The organism is Ruminococcus sp. RTP21198st1_G1_RTP21198_201120 (assembly GCF_040924265.1).
GTDB classification, from domain to species: Bacteria; Bacillota; Clostridia; order Oscillospirales; family Ruminococcaceae; genus Hominimerdicola; species Hominimerdicola aceti.
The window spans coordinates 58,383-76,798 of record NZ_JBCOMH010000009.1 but is presented as its reverse complement, the minus strand read 5'-3'; the positions used below and the strand labels follow the sequence as shown (position 1 = coordinate 76,798).

Sequence of the window (18,416 nt, the reverse complement as noted above, 5' to 3'; positions counted from 1 at the left end):
CCTCCTGCAATGCTGCCCCAACAAAATAGCCAGCCATAGCCGCAAAAAACATGATAACAACAGCCGCCACCGTCCTAATTTTTTTCATAACGCTCAACCTCCAGCCTATCTCATATTATCCAAAGCCATAAAGTGAAATATCATCTTCACACTAAACGTATTTTCCATATTTTCACCTTTCTATCCGTTAAACAACGCCAACTCTATTCCCGATTATCCATATTGTAAATAACGCAAGCAAACCCGGCTATCACCGCAAACAGTATCGCACCGCCCATTTCCTCCTGCAATGCTGCCCCAACAAAATAGCCAGCCATAGCCGCAAAAAACATGATAACAACAGCCGCCACCGTCCTAAATTTTTTCATAACGCTCAACCTCCAGCCTATCTCATATTATCCAAAGCCATACGGCAAACCTCGTCCGTTAGCTTCACCTTACCCAAACCTACAGCACACAAACCACAAACCAGTACACATAAGGTACCAGCGTCATAACAATATCATAAACTGCAAGAATTTTTCCCGACAGAGCATGACCATTCGCCGTACCCTTTTTCCAAACCAACAAACTGTACAGCACGCTCACCGCAATATGTATCAAACCACAAGCAAAAATTATCCAATGAAAAACACCGTACTGAAACTTCCCCTCACTGCCTGTCAGCTCAAAGCTAATGATTATCACCCAGCCCAAAAGGTCATTTCCCAGACCACTGATAACATGAGCCGCTATAGCCAAAAATTTCTTCATAAGCATACCCCCTATGCCAAAAGCATCTATTTTTTATTTTCTGATAACTAACATTTTATCATCACCCTGCACAAAATTTGCCCCACAAATTCGTGCAAACAAATGATTTATATTTTAATTTGGCAACATTTCTGCAATTGTTGCATTTTTTATGCAACAAAAGTGGTGATTTTCGGGATAAGTAGAAAGCGTTTTGATACTTGCGGGCACGTACAAGCCCTGCGACTTAGTGAAACCGAGGTGCGTTTCTGGAACAGGCTGTAGAGTACTTGTGTCAAAGCGTGGGTGTGCATTGCGGTATTTTGTGTATACGCAACCTAGGGCTTAATACCCAATGTCGCACCCCGAACGTAACTTGAAAATTGAATATAAATACAGCTAAAACACGAAACCTATGGCAACAAATCTGTAGGGGCGAACAGCGTTCGCCCGTCGAAGAAACAAGTCCACGATTACAACCATTGTAGGACAGAACAAAAAACTATCCTATCACGCTTGTAGGGGCTTGGCGAAATTTCTGTTCGCAAGCTCACAGAAATGCGACAGCCCGCTCGAAGTGACGAGGTTTGAATTTGCCATAAAGTCATGCAGATGTACAAAGACGTGCGAGGGGGTCGGGACGTCGGATTTCTGCAAAGCAGAAATTGCGCCGTTCCCCTACAATTCTGAAATTATAACAAATTCTGAACACGGGCGAACGCTGTTCGCCCCTACAGTTATTCGGGATAGTTTATTCCTCCGCAAAATCGCTCCGCTCTTTGCGTATCTACGTTTTGCTATGGGATAGAAAAGCGGTGCAGATTTAATTCTCCGATATCACTTTCATCTAATATCTGACTTCTATATGCTATTTTTCATTAAATCTGCACCTTGTCGGCTTGCGCCGAATGAGGCTCTGCCTCATACTCCGCTAGGGGCTTTGCCCCTAGACCCCACAAGCCCTCTAGCGCCGGGCTTGAGCGTGCGCTTTATCTCTCGCTTCGCTTGGTGCTTTATTTTACTTTATGCTTGCAATTTACTTTGGTCTGCTATGCTCATTCCTCACTCCTCACTTAACTCCACTCCTCACTTAAGCTCCTACTGTATCCTAATATTATTCAAACAATCCACCTTACTAGGCGTTGAACAGCTCGTCAACGATATTGCAAACAGCAGGTCTGTGCAACCCACTTCTTTACAAAAATCAATAGCGTTTATATCAAAATATCTGAAATCACAAACATAGATTTTTGAGAAACCATGGGTGAAAAATGGTATCAGAGCATTTCCAAAGCTGTCTTTAAACACCACAAGCACTCTGCCATTGTCCACGCCCGTGTCTATCTCAGCTATCTCCTGATCCACGTTGAGTATCGCAGAATAGCAGTTCACGCCCTCTGCATAGTCAAAAAACAGCGTAGACTCCACAGGGTTTTTAAACTCCGTATCATAATACTTTACCGTCAGATCATCATTATTGTCAGGCTTATAGTAAATGAACTTATCAGGATATTTTTTCAACTCACTGTTGTAATTGCTGTAAGCATACATCGTTCCCACAAAGCCGCCTATCTCCCATTTATCGTAGGTATCAAGGTCTGGAAAATCTATTCCCGACTGATCGGCAAAAACCTGCGCCGCATAATATGCTCCCAAAGGCTGCCAGTGGTGATCCGTTCTTGAGTAGATATATTCCTTTGTATGCTCAGCCAGAGCGTCATAAACATCGGTGTTGATTATTCCGTTAAGACCTGCGGCAATGTTGTCGATATTGTCTTTCTGATCTGAAACAGCGTCCTTGAGATTGTTCGGCATATAATAAGCCGCCGAAGTCGGGATAGACATATTGTATACGTTCACGCTGTCCCCAAGGTCAGCCTTCCATTTGTTTATGGTGTTCGCATACTTGTCGCCGTTCTCGAACGTGCCATAGTATGCACCCATTGCACGGACGTTTTCGCCCTTGCCGGATACTATAACGTCACCCTCCCACTGACCGTCGTCAAGATTGTCAGGCACGTCAACTATCTTTTCGCTTTCCGTTGTTTTTTTCGTAGTTGTGCTTGTGTCGGTGGTCTTTGCATCCACAGTGGTGGTGGTCCTCGAACCTGTAAAAGCCGTTACCGTTGTTGTTTTTGCGATCTTATCCTGATCCAGCTCTTCTTTTTCCACCGTTTTGAAATCGCCAGTTATAACAGTATCGTTGAGCTTTATTCCAAGCATATTCGTGAAATCAGAGCAGAAAGATTTAAGCTTTTCTCTGTTTGGAACAGTGTCGGTAAAATATTCGGTTATTCCGCTTGTGAAGTCACCGTCAAAATATGATGACAGCGAAAATTTCGGAAAAGTCGCAAGGTTTCTGTTTTCTGACTGTATAAAACCGCTTTCACGCTTCATCACAAGCAGTGCCGCAAACACGCCGAAAACAATAAGCAGGCAAACAACAGAATTTATAACATTAAACTCCAGCTCATGAATATTGTTTTTCTTAGCCTTTTCACGTTCCTCACGACGTTTTTTTGCCTTTTCGATGCCTTTTCTGTAAGCTTCCTCTGCCTTAGCGTCGCTTTCTTCTTTTTCCACAGGATCAGGTTTCGGCTCAGATTTAGGCTCAGCCTTTTTTTCAGCTTTCCTGACAGGCCCCTGCTCTTTCTGAACAGGCACTCTGACATTTATAGTCGCCTCTACCCTGCTGGGCTTCTGAGCATTCTCAGGCTTTTTCTCAGGGCTTCTCTTGTCGATTATCTCGACCCTTTTTCCTGCGATAACAGGGCCTTTATCCTGTGCCGCTGCGTCATATTCCCTATAATAGCTGTCAGGGATCTTCAGCACGAAATTCTTCTTATTCGGCAGCTTTTTCACAGTTCCGTCTGCTGAAACTGCCACAGATATCTCTTTTTTAGTGCCGTTTATGTGATTTTTCTCTTTGGAAAATGGTATAATGACCTCATTATCAGAAGCCTTTTCCTCAGCATTTTTCTCCTGAGCTTTTTGTACAGACTGAGAATTTTCAACTTTTTCGGCTTTTTTCTCAACTTTTTTCAATGCTTCTTCATTATCATCATCAGTATTTAGCCATACGCTTTTCTTTGGCTTCAAAACAGGCTCGTCCGTCCAAATGCTGTGGCTGAGAGCCTTGTTTTTTCTGACTATCTTTTCCACTATCTCGTCATGGACAGTGGAGCTTTTCTCCGTTTCGTCAACTTTTGCCATGCTGACAGCTTCAGGCTTTTTCTTTTCCTCGCCTATGGGCTTTCCACCGAAAGTAACGCTGTCAAGATACTCTGTATAGGCTTCTGAAAGAGCCTTTGTATCAGGCAGTTTGAAGTCCTTTTCAAAATCTTTATTATTTGCCATACTCTTTCACCTGCCTAAAATCTGAAATACAAGAACGGATTGTTTGTTGTGTTCACAAGCAGAACGCTTGAGAGAACAAGTATCGCCGCATTGCATATGATACCTGCTGACTGCATAAAATAGGCTGTACCCTTTGCAGAGAGCGCCTTTTCTTTGATCTTTGGTATAACAGGCATTGTGAAAAGCACTGCCGCTGCAAAAAGCCAGATATTGTTCATGAAAAGGTGCTGTGTAACTGTGTCGGTCAGCTTGTTTCCATTTGCGCCAACAAGTGCCTTGAAGAACGTACCCAGCGAGCCGAGGTTCTCAAAATAGAATATTCCGAAGCCTATGAAAATAACAAGCTTTGTATAGATATGTGCAAGGGGTACGGGCATTTTCTTCATGCGCTTTTTGCCTATGAGCATTTCAAAGAATATGAACATTCCATAGTAAAGTCCCCAGAAAACAAAGTTCCAGCTTGCGCCGTGCCAAAGTCCTGTGCAAAACCATACAAGGAAAAGTCCTCCGTATTTTCTTCTTTTGCCGAAGATAGGGAGATAAAGCACATAATCTCTGAAAAATGAGCTAAGGGAGATATGCCACCTCTGCCAGAACTCCGAGATAGTTTTGCAGATAAAAGGATATTTAAAGTTCTCATCAAAGTGGAAGCCGAATATCCTGCCAAGACCGATAGCGATATCTGAATAGCCTGAGAAGTCAAAATAATACCACAGACCCACAAGAATTGCGCCAAGCCATGTGCCTGCCACAGAGAGGGTCTTTATATTTTCATAGCCGTTTGAAGCAGAGCCGAAAAGGGCTGTTACAATGGTGCTGAGATTATTTGCGATAATGACCTTTTTGCCAAGTCCGAGGATTATTCTTGAAAAGCCGTCGGAGATATCCTTGGCGGTGGTCTTTCTTTCGTTTATCTCCTCGCCGATAACGGAGTATCTTACGATAGGTCCTGCAACGAGCTGTGGGAACATGGATACATACAAAAGAAATCTGCCGAAGTTTTTCTGCGGCTTGACCTTGCCCCAATAGCAATCGACGGTATAGGAAATAGTCTGGAACGTATAGAAAGAGATACCGATAGGCAAAACGATATTAGGCACCGGTATGCCTAGACCGAACCAATTGTTGAGATTTTCCACAAAGAACGCCGTATACTTGAAACCGAACAGCACCCCAAGGTTAAAGACAAGCGACCATGCAAGCGCCGCTTTTGCCTGCCAGCCTTCGGGGTGTTTTTCTATCACCCGACCATTTATGTAGTCCACAAGGGAGGAAACTATGAGGATACTAACCCAGACAGGCTCGCCCCATGCGTAAAAGATAAGTGAAAACACCACCAGCACTGCATTTCTTATGGCTGTACTGCGTGTGATAAAATAGCATATCAGGCACACAGGCAGGAAAAAATACAAGAAAAATAGATCTGCAAATACCACAACAAAACTCCTAACAAAAATTGATAAAACAGCCATTGTCGGCTTATTCCGACAAAAGGCGATACACATTTAAGTATATCACTGAACAAACTAAAAGTCAATTAAAACAGAGGCCTGCGGAAAGTTTTTCGGTTATGCACAAAAAAAGCCGCACAAATTGTACGGCTTAGAAATATCTAAAAATCATGTGCAAGTGACCGATAACGGGCAAACAATGTCCGCCCCTACAGAAAGTCACGCATTTACGCTGTTTAATACTTTATTTTCAGGGTCTTGCCCGGAACGCTCACGCCGTCTGACAGAGTGATAGGGAGCTTTTGCTCCTCAGAGAAGCCGATAGTTTCGCCGTCTTTAAGCTCAACGCCCTCAGAAAGCACATACTCGGAGATAGAAAGCAGGAAGCCTAGTAGGTCGTTAGGCTGTTTTGGAGAGTCAACTATCTCCATTTCCTCATATCCGAAAAATCTCATGCCTGATGTGAAAGCGCAAAGACCTGTTTTAGCAAGATACATACCGGTATAAATAAGTATAGGCATCGGATACTCGCCGTCTTTGATAGTTTCGGCAAAGTTCACATAGAAATTCTTTTCATAAACTGTCGGGTCTTTATAGATACCGATAGCGTTATCGAGCTTGAGCAGAGAGCTTGCCACCTTTGCAAAGAGGATAGCCTGTTCAACAGCGCTTGTTTTATTCATTACAGCGAGCATAACGTGCGCCTGATGCTTAGCGACCTCGTTTGCGCCCTCTTTCCAGAGAATGTTATACTTTGCCGCATTTTCAGCTTCCTTGTTAGGAACTGGGTTAGGCATAAGTGAGCAAGCGACCACCATATCGCCAACCTTGAATACCATAGCGTTGTCTTTTACATCGTCCTGCGGAACGATGTTCCAATCGTCTTTCAGAAACTTTTTAAATCTGAGCCAATCCATGTTAGCATCTGTGTAGAGAACGAAGCCTGCAAGGACGTTGCCTTCCTTTTTATCGTCCTTGTTTTCCTGAACGTTTTTGTTTTCTTCTGACATTTTGTTACCTCCATAAGATAAAGTCTGTTGAAGTCATTATAGCACACTTAGGGAGAAAATGCAACAGGGGGGAGGTAAATGAGGAATGAGGAGTGTTCAGTTGTCAATGATAGGTGACACATCTTCTCAAAAAATAATGTTAAGTAACTAATTGCAGCTTTTCATTTGGAGAGAGCCGTAGGCGAGCGGAGAATGAAAAGCTGCGGCGACTCACATCACATACAGATGATCTTGCAGAACTTCGTTTGGAGTTCTGAAATTCAAGCATACTTTGGGTATATTATTGGATTTTTTATTATATCTTACCAGCTGCATTCTGCCGTCTTCAAGACTGTACATACGTATTTTCTTATAAAATCTCTTTTCATCTGTTCTGTGCTGTCGCTCTACTTTGCCGTTGTGGCGAGGTGTCGCTACACGAATCCTGTGGTATATTATGTCGTTCTTTTCCAGCACCTGTTCAAACATAGTTTTACTTTGCTTATCTCTGACGAGTAAAGCCGTTGTCCATTCTGTTCCGTTATCTGTCTGGATCTCTCTGATCGGAAACGGAAATGCTTTGAACAGCTTTTCAAGAAAATCCTTTGAGCTATAAGTGCTATGTTCATCATACATCTCCCGGAAGCAAAATCTCGTACATTCATCTACTGCCGTGTACTGGTAGTATTTCCGTCCATCTGCGACACAATAGCTCGGTACGAATTTTACATCTATCTGTATCTTTTGTCCGGGATATACTGCTCTTTCATACGGCTTGTTTTTCCTTGCTCTGCGCTTTTCTGTCTCCGGTTTTACCCATTTCTTTATCACCCTAAGCATACTTCCATATGAACGTTTATACCCGCTTTTTCGCAGACTATCCCAGAGCATAATCATATCGTCCTTATACCGTGGATAACGTCGCAGTATCATTTCTTTTTCCTCTGCTGTATGTTCATTTGGATGATGATGTGGACGGTGACTTTTTTCTTTCAGACTTTTCCATGTGCCGTCATACCTTGCCCTCCACTCATATATCGCCTGACGACTTACATGATAGCGCCTTGATGCTTCTGTTACTCCTTTTTTATTTGAATATTTAACTACCCGTTGACGAAAATGTGCTTCCTGTGCTATAATGTTCATAGACAACTTCCTTTTTGATATTCTTGTTTTGGTGGTACTTAACATTATATCATTTTGGAAGTTGTTTTTCAATTTGTTTTGTCAACTATCTATTGTAACATAACAGGGGAGGTAAATGAGGAATGAGGAGTGAGGAATGAGGAATTATGGTATCGCCTGCGGCGATGATTTTTTTTGTAGGGGTGAACAGCGTTCGCCCGTTGATTTAACACTTTTGCGACATACTGGTGCGACCTTTGGTCGCCCGCTTGTTTTTTTGTCCTTTCTTTATCACCCTTCCCCTTAATAACTTGTATACTATGTACCTGCACAAAAACGCCGTCCTAAAAATTTCAGTACGGCGTTGCGGTTTATTTTTCTGTGCCTGTGTTCATTTCTATCTTCTGTGTTTCAGGCTCATTGAAAGGCAGTTTTACTGTTATGGTCGTGCCTTTATCCGGTTCGCTTTCAAGGGATATCTCACCGCTGTGATATGCGACTATGTGCTTTACTATAGAAAGCCCTAAGCCTGTGCCACCTATCTTCTTGGAACGGCTTTTATCAACTCGGTAAAAACGTTCAAAGATTCGGCTTTGATGTTCGTCGGATATGCCTATGCCAGTGTCGCTGAACACTGCGAAAGCTTTGCCGTCCTCTATGCCAACCGTTACATTCAGGCTTCCGCCCTCATGATTGTACTTTATGGCATTGTCCATGAGATTTAAAAACAGTTCGGTGATGTAGCTCTGATTGCCGTATATCTGAACAGGTTCGCCCTCAATGGTCATTGTGACCTCTCTATTATCTGCCTTGTGACGGAGTATCTCCTCTACGTCATGGGCGGTTTTCAGCAGGTCTATCTTATCGTTTAAAACGTGTTCCTGCTCCTCTATCTGGGAAAGCCTGATAATATCGTTTATAAGATACAAAAGTCTTTCGCTTTCACGATATATCATACCGCCGTATTTCTTCACGTCCTCTTCCTTGGTGAAAATGCCGTTTTCAAGAAGCTCGCCAAAGCCTTTTATGGTGGTAAGCGGAGTTTTAAGCTCGTGAGATACGTTGGCTGAGAAGTCACGGCGTATCTGCTCGCTTTGTATCTCCTCTGTTACGTCAACAAAGAAGATTATGATACCAAAATCAAGGGTATTTTCGCTGTAGACCTTATTTGCAAAGGTACGGTAAAAACGGCTTTTTTCTGTGATGATACCTTTTGCTGCACCGCTTTCCTTGGCTTCTTCAAGCAGACCTATTATCTGCTGATCGTTGGTCATATGATTAATTTTGGTATGCTCCGTAGGGTCAAAGCTGTTGCCGAGAATTTTCAAGGCGCTCTTATTTACTGAAAGCACTGTCATGTCCTCGTCAAGAAGTATCATGCCCTCAACCATATTTTCAGTGATAAGTGATATTTTTTCTCTCTCTGCCTTTATTTTATTCATGTTCTTATGTATTCGTCCCATAAGAACGTCTGCATTTTTTATGATAGGTTCAAGTTCTTCATAAGGCGTTTCAAACTGACCGATATTCTCGTTTCTCAGATCAAGCTGTTTCACAAGAGAATTTATCGGCTTTATCATGCTTTCTGAAAGCTTTATGGAGATTATGGTGGTGATAAAGATTATTCCTCCTGCGAACACCACCAGCATTGGTATCACTGCAAGGAACACCCCTGCAAGGTTTTCCTTATCTGTAGAAAATCTCAGCACACCGCCGTCATATTTTATGGCATAATAATATGTAGTATATCCAAGGGTTTTGGAAAATCTTGTGGATTCGCCCTCGCCATTTGCCATAGCCTCTTTGAACTCTTCACGGTCGGAGTGGTTTTCCATTTTGGCGGGATCTGCTTCAGAGTCATATTTTACATTGCCCTGTGCGTCGATAAAGGTGACACGGACATCATATTCTACTGATCTTTCCAAAATATCAGCCATTTCTGAGGGTTTATTGTTTCCTGCGGCAACGAGCTTTGCAGCGGATTTAAGCTCATTTTTAGTGAAACGCTGATAGGTAGAATATCCAAGAGAGCCTGCTACTAAAAGGAAAAACAGCACTGTACATGAAACAAGTATCGTCATGACTTTATAGAGTTTTTTCTGCATATGCTGTTCCTCCTTATCTGAAAATTTTTATATTTTGTAGCCTATGCCACGGACTGTTTTGATAAGATCCGTACAGCCTGCGGCTTCAAGCTTTTGTCTGAGGGTCTTGATGTGCATATCAACAGTTCTTGTTTCCCCTGCAAACTCATAGCCCCAGACCATTTCCATAAGCTTATCACGGCTCACGGCTATGGACTTATGGCGCATAAGATACATCAAAAGCTCAAATTCCTTATAGGTCAAAACGACCTCCTGACCGTTATATGTACAGATACGTCTTGATGCGTCAAGGGATACGCCCTGTTCTTCTATGACATCGGCTTCGGCATTCTGCTTGCCTGCACGTCTTAAAACGGCTTTTATTCTTGAAAGCAGTTCCATTACGCCGAACGGCTTTGTTATATAGTCGTCTGCGCCCATTTCAAGACCTGACACCTTATCAAGCTCGCTTGATTTTGCGGTAAGCATTATAACAGGAACGTCCTGAGTGTGGCTGTCTTTTTTGAGCTTTGAAAGTATGGAATATCCGTCCTCGTCAGGAAGCATTATGTCAAGAAGCACCAGCGAAGGCTCTTTGTTTCTTATCTCTTCATAAAACGGTTTTGCTTTTGGAAATGCTTTCACCTCATATCCGCCTGATTTAAGTGCGCAGGATATAAGCTCTCTTATTCCGTCATCGTCTTCTACACAATATATAAGTGCCATAGATCTTACCCCTTTTCGTTAAAACTCTTTAGCAGGCAGAGCGTATTTCTCGCTGTAGCGCTTGACCTGTCCGTCAAAGCCCTCGCCTGAATTTTTAAGCATCTGGACATACTCGTGGACGTCAAAGCTTTCGTCATTTTCCTGTATAAGACAGACCGCTATATTTGAGCAATGGTCTGAAACTCTTTCCAAATTTGTGAGCAGATCGGAGAACACAAAGCCCATTTCTATGGTACACTCGCCTGTTTGAAGCCTTTTTACATGGCGGTTTTTAAGCTTTGTTCTTATCTTATCCACCACTTCCTCAAGCGGTTCAACTCTTGTGGCAAGCTCCAGATCGTGCTTTTCAAAGGCTTCCATGGCGATATCCAAAACATCTCTTACAGCACTGCACATGACTTTTACTTCGGCTGTTGCCTGTGATGTAAAATTCAGATCCTTCTGCTGTTTTTCCTCGGCAACGGACACCATATTCATGGCATGGTCGGAGATACGCTCAAAGTCGCCTATAACATGAAGTATAGTTGAAACTGACTGAGAATCCTTTGCAGAAAGATCTCGGCTCGAAAGCTTTACAAGATATGTGCCGAGTCTATCCTCATAGAGGTCGACGGCTGCTTCATTTGCGGCTATCTGCTCTGCCTTTTCCTTATCGTACTTATCGACGCAGATGCTCATTGCCATGTCTATGCTTTCTTTTGCTATCTCGCCCATGCGGTTTGTAAGCTCTCTGCACTTTTCAACTGCAAAAGACGGTGACTGGAGAAATCTTTCGTCAAGAAGCTTGAACTGCTCTTCGATATTGTCCTTATTTCCCTCCCCCTCTTTGTCTTTGACAGTGAGGTAGGCAAGCTTTTCAAGGACTTTGATAAATGGCAGAAGCACGATAGATGTTGACAGGTTGAATATAGTATGCACAATAGCTATCTCCTTTGCGCCCACAACTCCGTCAACGAACGAGAAGCCGATAAAGGCATTGAGCAGATAGAAAACTGTAAGGAAAAGCAGTGTTCCTATTATATTAAAATAGAGGTGGACAACTGCAACACGCTTTGCGTTTTTGCTTGTGCCTATTGATGAAAGCAGTGCTGTTACGCAAGTACCTATATTCTGTCCTAAAATTATAGGAAGCGCTGAGCCGAAGGTTATTGCACCTGTGGCTGAGAGAGCCTGCAAGATTCCCACTGACGCTGAGGACGACTGAATGATAGCGGTAAGAAGTGCGCCTGCAAGAACGCCCAGAATAGGGTTTTTGAACCAGAGAAGCACTTCTGCGAACTCAGGAACGTCTTTAAGAGGTGCGACTGCACCGCTCATTGAGTCCATTCCGAACATGAGCACTGCAAAGCCTACGAGTATAGATGCGATATCCTTTTTCTTATCGTTTTTTGAGAATGTCAGCATTGCAACGCCTATTATCGCAAGGATAGGCGAGAACGAGGACGGCTTGAGCATATTGATAATAAAGCTGTCGCCGTTAAGTCCTGACAAAGACAATATCCACGCTGTTACGGTAGTCCCAATATTTGCGCCCATTATAACGCCTATGGCGGAATGGAGCTTCATGATGCCTGCGTTTACAAAGCCCACCAGCATTACTGTAGTGGCTGAGGAGGACTGAATGACCGCTGTTACAGAAAGTCCAAGCAACATTGCCTTGATAGGGTTTGAGGTGAGCCTTTCAAATATTTTTTCAAGCTTTCCTCCTGCGAGTTTTTCCAGCCCGTTACCCATTACATTCATTCCGTAAAGGAACATTGCAAGACCGCCTATAAGGGTCAGAACATTAAAAATCGTCATACTGACACTCCCTGATAATAATTTTACACTATTGTTACAATGTTTACAATGAACATTATACAACATAATTGTAAAATAACAAATCAGGCTGAGTAAAATCTGAGTAAAATCGTACAAGAAGAGCAAAAAGGCGGTATTTCCGCCTTTTATAATGATATTTTACATGATTCTTTCTGTTTTATGGACGCCTGTTACGGAGAATACCACCCATTCTGCGATATTTACCGCATGGTCACCGATACGCTCGAAGTATTTTGCCACCATAAGGGTATCTATAGCTTTTTCACCGTTTGCTTTATCGGCGGCTATCTCGTCAATTATCTTATCCTTGGTCTTTACAAAAAGCTCGTCTATTTTATCGTCAGAGCTTATGACCTTTCGGGCAAGGTTCTCGTCGTCGTTCACATAGGCGTCGATAGCGTCGTTCACCATTTGTGTGGCGGCTCTTGCCATTTCACTGATATCGCTAAGATCCCATTTCTGCTTTTTCTTTATAAGCTGGATATTCAGATCTGCAATATCTGCTGACTGATCGCCAACACGCTCGATATCGGTTATCATTTTAAGTGCAGCGGACACACGTCTGAGATCCTCGGCAAAAACAGGCTGCTGCTGCAAGAGCAGGTTAAGACAGATCCTCTCTACCTCACGCTCCGCCTCGTTTATCTTGGCGTCAAACTCCACCGTTTCACGGGCAAGCTTTGTATTCTGCTCTTCAAGAGATTTTATTGACATTGCGATTATCTGCTCTGTCATTGCTGCCATAGAAAGCAGCTTTTTGTTAAGCTCGCTGAGCTTATTGTCAAAATTCGCACGCATAGATATTTCTTCCTTTCACCTATATTTCCAAAGCGTTTATCCGAAACGTCCTGTGATATACTCGAGAGTTTTCTGTTCCTTAGGATTGGAGAAGATACGCTGAGTTTCGTCGAACTCGACTATCTCGCCATGGAGGAAAAAGGCTGTTTTATCGGATATACGGGTCGCCTGCTGCATATTATGGGTGACGATAACGATAGTGTAATTCTTTTTAAGCTCTGTGGCAAGCTCCTCTATTTTGATAGTGGAGATAGGGTCAAGGGCTGATGTAGGCTCGTCCATAAGAAGCACCTCCGGCTTTACGGCAAGTGCTCTTGCGATACAGATACGCTGCTGCTGTCCGCCTGACATACCCAGGGCTGACTTTTTAAGTCTATCCTTTGTTTCGTCCCACACGGAAGCCTGACGGAGAGTTGTTTCGACTATCTCGTCAAGGTCGGCTTTTTTCTTTATGCCGTGAGTTCTTGGGCCGTATGCGATATTATCATATATGGACATCGGGAAGAGGTTTGGTTTCTGGAAAACCATTCCCACACGCTTTCTAAGCTCGGTTATTTCCATATCTTTATAGATATTCTCCCCGTCAAGGGTAAAATCCCCTGTTATCTTACAGCCCTCCACGAGGTCGTTCATACGGTTGAGGGATTTAAGAAGAGTGGATTTTCCGCAGCCTGAAGGACCTATGAATGCGGTTATCTCTTTTTCGGCTATGGACAAGTTTATATTTTTGAGAGCCTGAAAATCTCCATAAAAGAGATCGCAGTTTTTCACCTGCAATTTTGGCTGTGTCATTTATTAGTTTCCTCCTTTGGAAAGCTTTCTGGCAACAAGGGACGCAAGTCCGTTAAGAAGCAGAACTACTGCCAGCAGGACAACTGCTGTAGCGCTTGCTTCGTTCATATAAAGTCCCTCGTTTGAAAGTGAATACATATGGATAGAAAGGGTACGTCCTGAGTCTGTAAGGCCTGCATACTTGGCGATAGTTCCTGCGGTATAGATAAGAGCGGCTGTTTCGCCGAAAATTCTTCCCATTGCAAGGATAACGCCTGAGAGGATACCGCTTATGGCAGGAGGCAGAACGATAACGAAGATAGTTCTGAGCTTTCCTGCACCAAGTCCGTAGCTGCCCTCACGGAAGCTGTCGTCTACAGATTTCAGCGCTTCCTCGGTAGAACGGATTATGAGCGGAAGCACCATTATCGCCAATGTGCAAGCGCCTGAGAGCATTGAGAGCTTCCAGTTAAGGGCAAGCACAAAGAACATATTTCCGAAAAGTCCGTAGACTATTGACGGGATACCTGAAAGTGTTTCTGTAGTAAGTCTTATGACTCTGACAAATTTATTGCCTTTCTTTGCATACTCAACGAGATATATTGCGCAGAATATGCCCAGAGGTGCGGCTATTGCAAGGGACACCAGAAGCATTTCAAAGGTGTTCACGATAGCGGGGAGCATTGACACGTTCTCGGTGGTATAGGTCTTTGCGAAGAGGGACGGTTTCAGATAAGGCACGCCCTTTATCACCACATAGCCCACGATAAGAACGAACACGCTTATGGTAAGCACAACTGCTATTTTGGTTAGGATATTAAACACCAATGACATGGGGTGTGTTTTATAGGTTTTCATTCTGTCTGACATTTTTATCACCCTTTATCCTTTCTGTTTGTGACAAGGTTAAAGCAAAGGTTCAGAAGAAGAATGAACACGAACAGCACAACGCCTGTTCCGATAAGAGCGTCATAGTGAAGTCCTTCGGCATAGCTCATTTCGATAACGATATTGCCTGTGAGGGTACGGACGCTGTCCAGGAGTGAGTGAGGAATGATAGTGGAGTTTCCTGCTATCATGATGACTGCCATTGTTTCGCCTATTGCTCTGCCCACTGCGAGGATAACGCTTGCGAGTATGCCTGACTTTGCGGCAGGGAAAACGACTGTTGCAACCGCTCTTTCGTGTGTTGCGCCAAGGGCGACTGCGCCCTCATAGTAACTGTCAGGAACGGCTTTAAGTGCGCTCACGCTCATGCCCACGATAGTAGGAAGTATCATGATACCAAGGATAATGGAAACTGTAAGCACGCTGTTTCCTGTTCCGCCGAAAAGGTTTCTTATGATAGGAACTACAACTACCATGCCGAAAAAGCCGTATACAATGGACGGTATGCCTGCAAGAAGATTTATTGGAGGCATGAGCCACTTGAAAAGCTTTTTAGGACAGAACTTTGCCATAAATATCGCTGTTAAAAGTCCGATCGGCACACCGATCATTATTGCTCCTGCGGTGCAGTAGAGAGAGCCGACTATCATAGGGAAGATACCATATGAAGCAGGGACGTTTCTAGGACTCCAGTCTGTGCCGAAGAGGAAGTTTCCCACGCCTATTTTTGCGATTGCAGGACAGCCTTTAGCGAACATGAAGATACATATTACTATTACTGCCGCAACTGAAACGCAGGCGCAAAGGAAAAACAATGCTTTCATCGCTTTCTCAAGCAGGTGGGAACTTTGTTTTGCTGTTGGCTTCTGAGCGGCTGTATTCGCTGCCACCGCTGTGTTTTCCGTCAACGTAATTATCACCTCTGAAAATTTTTCACTTGTTTTTTGCTTAGACAAACGGGGCGACTTATAGCCGTCCTCAGCCTGTCGAAAAAAACTCAAATAACGGGCGAACGCTGTTCGCCCCTACATACAAACAGCGTATTTTCGCCATTTGTAGGGGACGGCGCCCTCGACGTCCCACTTGTTTCAGACTTTTTCAACAAGCTACGGGCGACTTATAGCCGCCCTTATTTTTTATTGGTCTTTCACAGGCGGGCGACCTCAGGTCGCCCCTACAGCAATTTATTTGCTTTCGTCAGACCATGTTGTCTTTGAGCCTGTATAGATAGACTTTATCTCGTCCATTGTAATATCTTCAACTGCGTTATCCTTATTTACGATAACTGCGATAGCGTCCTGAGCGATAGTTACAGACTTGATACCCTGTGAAAGCTCGTCGTCTGAGATATCTCTTGAAGCCATACCGATATCAGATGTGCCGTTGATAGCATCCTTGATACCTGTTGATGAGTCTGACTGCTGAACGTCTACTGTTACGTTTGTGTTTGCCTTCTGATATGCTTCTGCAAGCTTTTCCATAACCGGTGTTACTGATGATGAACCGCTGACTACTACCTTACCGGAAGCGTTGTTTGAAGCGTAAGCTGCTGCGCTCTTGTCGATCTTTATGTAGCCTGCCTTTTCGATGATATCCTGACCATCTGAGCTGAGGATATAGTTCTCAAAGTCCTGAGCGGCGTCTGAAAGTCCGTCTTTAACAGCGATATTGAAAGGTCTTACTATTTTATAGTCGCCGCTTTCGATAGTTGCCGTAGAAGGCTCAACACCCTCTACTTTAAGAGCCTTTACTGTATCGTTCAGTGAGCCGAATGAGATATAGCCGATAGCGTTTTTATCTCCTGACACCTGAGTAAGCACAACGTCTGTTGACTTACAGATAAGGGCGTCTTTCTTTGTGTTATCGGTCTTGTTGCCGTTAGAGTCTTTTTCCTCGATACCTGTCAGCTCGATGAATGCGCCTCTTGTTCCTGAGCCGTCCTCACGGGAGATAACTGTGATCTTATCTGAGCTTCCTCCGCAGCTTGCGAGCATTGTGGCTGCAAGTGCAACTGATGTAAAGATCGCTGCCAGTTTTGATGTTCTTGTTTTCATGATATAAAACCTCTTTCTTATACTTGCCCTTTGGGCTTTTTGATTTGCACCTTTTCTCTCTGCACCCTGTGTGCAGGTCTTCATGTTATTTCTATTCAGGTGATATACTTATGATACATCAGCATTGTAAAATCAGTAACCGAAGTAAAGTAAAGTCATTGTAAGATGTTTGCAAAGGAATTTACACACAAAAACGGGCTTTACACTGCTATGCACAATGTAAAATACTTTTGTATAAACAAAAAGTGCGTTCTCACAAGGAAAACGCACTTTGTAAAATCGGTGATATTCTATTTAAAATCAGTAGCTCTGTACAAGTACAACTGAGCCGTCTGCCTTATTATATGCGGCGCTGTAGCCATGACCGTCTTCTGTAAAGACGTAATAGTACATGAAGCCTGCGTCCTCAGTTCTGTATTCATATGAAGACACCTTGCCGTCTATCTGAGCTGTGATAGCGGCGACAGCCTTTGCAGAATCTCCGCTCTCGGCTGATGTAGTTGTTGTAGTTTCGTCAGGCTTTGAGTCTGCTGTAGTTGTGGTAGTTGTTGTAGTTTCTGTATCTGAGGCAGTTGTTGTGGTAGTTGTCGTTGTTTCTGTATCAGGTGCAGAGGTTTCGGTGGCTGGTGTTGAGCTTTCGTCAGCCGGCTGTGAGGTAGTGGTATTTGTGTCAGCAGAAACTGCACTGCTCTCGGTATCGACGAACACGCCTCCCTTACTGTCGTCATCAGCGGCAACAGTTGTTTTTGGCTTTGTAGTAGTAGTGGTCTTATTATTTGTTCCGCCAAAGCCGAAGATCTTATAGCCTGCAACTATAGCAAGAATGACCACCACAAGTATACCCACTGTGATAGTGGCAGTAATTGCAAAGAGCTTCTTTCTGGAAGCGTCATCGTTATCCTCTGTATCATCATCGGAATAATCGTTTTCATCGTCAGAATAATCGCCATTATCATAATTATCCTGATAATTCTCAGAGCCGTCATTATTATCATGGCTATCAGCTATTGGTGTGGAGAAAAACTCTGTAGGCTCTTCCGGCTGTTTAGGCACAGAAAAGGCTCTTGTTTTCTCTTCATACTCCTGTGCCTCCTGCTTTGTGAACACTCTTGTTCTGTCAGCATCGTCAGCAGAGGTGAAATTCTGCTCCTCCTGCTTGCTATCTTCCGTAACAGGTGTGCTTTCGTCTATAAGCAGGTTATGGCAATACTTACAGAGTATTGCTTCTTCGGATATTTCCTTATGGCAAAAAGGACATTCCTTTGTTTTCATTTTTACTTTCCTCCCGAATATTATCTGTTAAATATAATGATAACACAAACCATTTTAAAAATCAACAGGTTTCACCAAAATATCATCAAATTATACCATTCTTTTAAAAAAGGCTCTTTTATGGACATTATTTTTGATGTTTTCGTATGATATCACGGTATAATTTGTTGAATAATGATATTTGTATCGCTTTTAAGCGGGGTGTAATTGTGCAAGTATACAAAGTGATAAAAAACCTATTGACAAAACAGGCATTGGGGAGTATAATAATTAAGCTGTCTGATGACGCAGACAAATGCTTCACAGAAACATCTATGAAGCTCAAGGCACACAAAGCTTGGAACTTTT

At 43.3% G+C, this 18,416-nt stretch carries 15 protein-coding genes; all 15 read right to left on the bottom strand.

Going from position 1 to position 18,416, the window contains the following annotated elements:
• Nucleotides 1–203 precede the first annotated feature (203 nt).
• The gene (locus AB5627_RS07445) at nucleotides 204–368 is read right to left on the bottom strand and encodes a hypothetical protein (RefSeq protein WP_167539803.1); all 165 of its coding nucleotides are present in this window, start codon (nucleotides 366–368) and stop codon (nucleotides 204–206) included.
• Nucleotides 369–447: 79 nt separating this feature from the next.
• Nucleotides 448–753: a hypothetical protein gene (locus AB5627_RS07440; protein WP_022288700.1), complete on the bottom strand. Its 306-nt coding sequence runs from the start codon at nucleotides 751–753 to the stop codon at nucleotides 448–450.
• A gap of 1,077 nt (nucleotides 754–1,830) precedes the next feature.
• Entirely contained in the window at nucleotides 1,831–4,089 is a 2,259-nt protein-coding gene (locus AB5627_RS07435; RefSeq protein WP_022287578.1) for a DHHW family protein, read from the bottom strand.
• A 14-nt stretch (nucleotides 4,090–4,103) separates the two neighbouring features.
• Entirely contained in the window at nucleotides 4,104–5,525 is a 1,422-nt protein-coding gene (locus tag AB5627_RS07430) for an MBOAT family protein (protein ID WP_022287579.1), read from the bottom strand.
• A 251-nt stretch (nucleotides 5,526–5,776) separates the two neighbouring features.
• A complete protein-coding gene (locus AB5627_RS07425; protein WP_117892236.1) occupies nucleotides 5,777–6,550 on the bottom strand; it encodes a DUF4261 domain-containing protein in 774 nt (257 codons plus the stop codon).
• A gap of 210 nt (nucleotides 6,551–6,760) precedes the next feature.
• A complete protein-coding gene (locus tag AB5627_RS07420; RefSeq protein WP_195249951.1) occupies nucleotides 6,761–7,675 on the bottom strand; it encodes a DDE-type integrase/transposase/recombinase in 915 nt (304 codons plus the stop codon).
• Between the two features lie 350 nt (nucleotides 7,676–8,025).
• Nucleotides 8,026–9,759: an ATP-binding protein gene (locus tag AB5627_RS07415; protein WP_368369762.1), complete on the bottom strand. Its 1,734-nt coding sequence runs from the start codon at nucleotides 9,757–9,759 to the stop codon at nucleotides 8,026–8,028.
• A gap of 27 nt (nucleotides 9,760–9,786) precedes the next feature.
• Nucleotides 9,787–10,464, bottom strand: a complete 678-nt coding sequence (locus AB5627_RS07410; RefSeq protein ID WP_022287583.1) for a response regulator transcription factor — start codon at nucleotides 10,462–10,464, stop codon at nucleotides 9,787–9,789.
• 18 nt (nucleotides 10,465–10,482) lie between these two features.
• The gene (locus AB5627_RS07405) at nucleotides 10,483–12,264 is read right to left on the bottom strand and encodes a Na/Pi cotransporter family protein (RefSeq protein ID WP_022287584.1); all 1,782 of its coding nucleotides are present in this window, start codon (nucleotides 12,262–12,264) and stop codon (nucleotides 10,483–10,485) included.
• A gap of 159 nt (nucleotides 12,265–12,423) precedes the next feature.
• Entirely contained in the window at nucleotides 12,424–13,083 is a 660-nt protein-coding gene (gene phoU, locus AB5627_RS07400) for a phosphate signaling complex protein PhoU (RefSeq protein ID WP_117863092.1), read from the bottom strand.
• Nucleotides 13,084–13,119: 36 nt separating this feature from the next.
• Entirely contained in the window at nucleotides 13,120–13,875 is a 756-nt protein-coding gene (gene pstB / locus AB5627_RS07395; protein WP_022287586.1) for a phosphate ABC transporter ATP-binding protein PstB, read from the bottom strand.
• 3 nt (nucleotides 13,876–13,878) lie between these two features.
• Nucleotides 13,879–14,724: a phosphate ABC transporter permease PstA gene (gene pstA, locus AB5627_RS07390; protein WP_022287587.1), complete on the bottom strand. Its 846-nt coding sequence runs from the start codon at nucleotides 14,722–14,724 to the stop codon at nucleotides 13,879–13,881.
• Between the two features lie 5 nt (nucleotides 14,725–14,729).
• A complete protein-coding gene (gene pstC, locus AB5627_RS07385) occupies nucleotides 14,730–15,566 on the bottom strand; it encodes a phosphate ABC transporter permease subunit PstC (protein WP_038672900.1) in 837 nt (278 codons plus the stop codon).
• A gap of 360 nt (nucleotides 15,567–15,926) precedes the next feature.
• Nucleotides 15,927–16,796 (bottom strand): substrate-binding domain-containing protein, encoded by an 870-nt coding sequence (locus AB5627_RS07380; RefSeq protein WP_195552301.1) that lies wholly within the window; start codon nucleotides 16,794–16,796, stop codon nucleotides 15,927–15,929.
• Between the two features lie 300 nt (nucleotides 16,797–17,096).
• Nucleotides 17,097–18,068 carry a hypothetical protein gene (locus tag AB5627_RS07375; protein ID WP_022287590.1) on the bottom strand — a complete coding sequence of 324 codons (972 nt, stop codon included), beginning with the start codon at nucleotides 18,066–18,068 and terminating at the stop codon, nucleotides 17,097–17,099.
• Between the last annotated feature and the right edge of the window lie 348 nt (nucleotides 18,069–18,416).

Excerpts from the sequence above, each read along its gene's own strand:
- phoU (WP_117863092.1), bottom strand. The coding sequence starts at position 13,083 with ATGCGTGCGAATTTTGACAATAAGCTCAGCGAGCTTAACAAAAAGCTG.
- AB5627_RS07445 (WP_167539803.1), bottom strand. The coding sequence starts at position 368 with ATGAAAAAATTTAGGACGGTGGCGGCTGTTGTTATCATGTTTTTTGCG.
- AB5627_RS07380 (WP_195552301.1), bottom strand. The coding sequence starts at position 16,796 with ATGAAAACAAGAACATCAAAACTGGCAGCGATCTTTACATCAGTTGCA.
- AB5627_RS07410 (WP_022287583.1), bottom strand. The coding sequence starts at position 10,464 with ATGGCACTTATATATTGTGTAGAAGACGATGACGGAATAAGAGAGCTT.
- AB5627_RS07420 (WP_195249951.1), bottom strand. The coding sequence starts at position 7,675 with ATGAACATTATAGCACAGGAAGCACATTTTCGTCAACGGGTAGTTAAA.
- AB5627_RS07405 (WP_022287584.1), bottom strand. The coding sequence starts at position 12,264 with ATGACGATTTTTAATGTTCTGACCCTTATAGGCGGTCTTGCAATGTTC.
- pstB (WP_022287586.1), bottom strand. The coding sequence starts at position 13,875 with ATGACACAGCCAAAATTGCAGGTGAAAAACTGCGATCTCTTTTATGGA.
- AB5627_RS07375 (WP_022287590.1), bottom strand. The coding sequence starts at position 18,068 with ATGAAAACAAAGGAATGTCCTTTTTGCCATAAGGAAATATCCGAAGAA.
- AB5627_RS07435 (WP_022287578.1), bottom strand. The coding sequence starts at position 4,089 with ATGGCAAATAATAAAGATTTTGAAAAGGACTTCAAACTGCCTGATACA.
- AB5627_RS07440 (WP_022288700.1), bottom strand. The coding sequence starts at position 753 with ATGAAGAAATTTTTGGCTATAGCGGCTCATGTTATCAGTGGTCTGGGA.
- AB5627_RS07425 (WP_117892236.1), bottom strand. The coding sequence starts at position 6,550 with ATGTCAGAAGAAAACAAAAACGTTCAGGAAAACAAGGACGATAAAAAG.
- AB5627_RS07415 (WP_368369762.1), bottom strand. The coding sequence starts at position 9,759 with ATGCAGAAAAAACTCTATAAAGTCATGACGATACTTGTTTCATGTACA.
- pstA (WP_022287587.1), bottom strand. The coding sequence starts at position 14,724 with ATGTCAGACAGAATGAAAACCTATAAAACACACCCCATGTCATTGGTG.
- pstC (WP_038672900.1), bottom strand. The coding sequence starts at position 15,566 with ATGAAAGCATTGTTTTTCCTTTGCGCCTGCGTTTCAGTTGCGGCAGTA.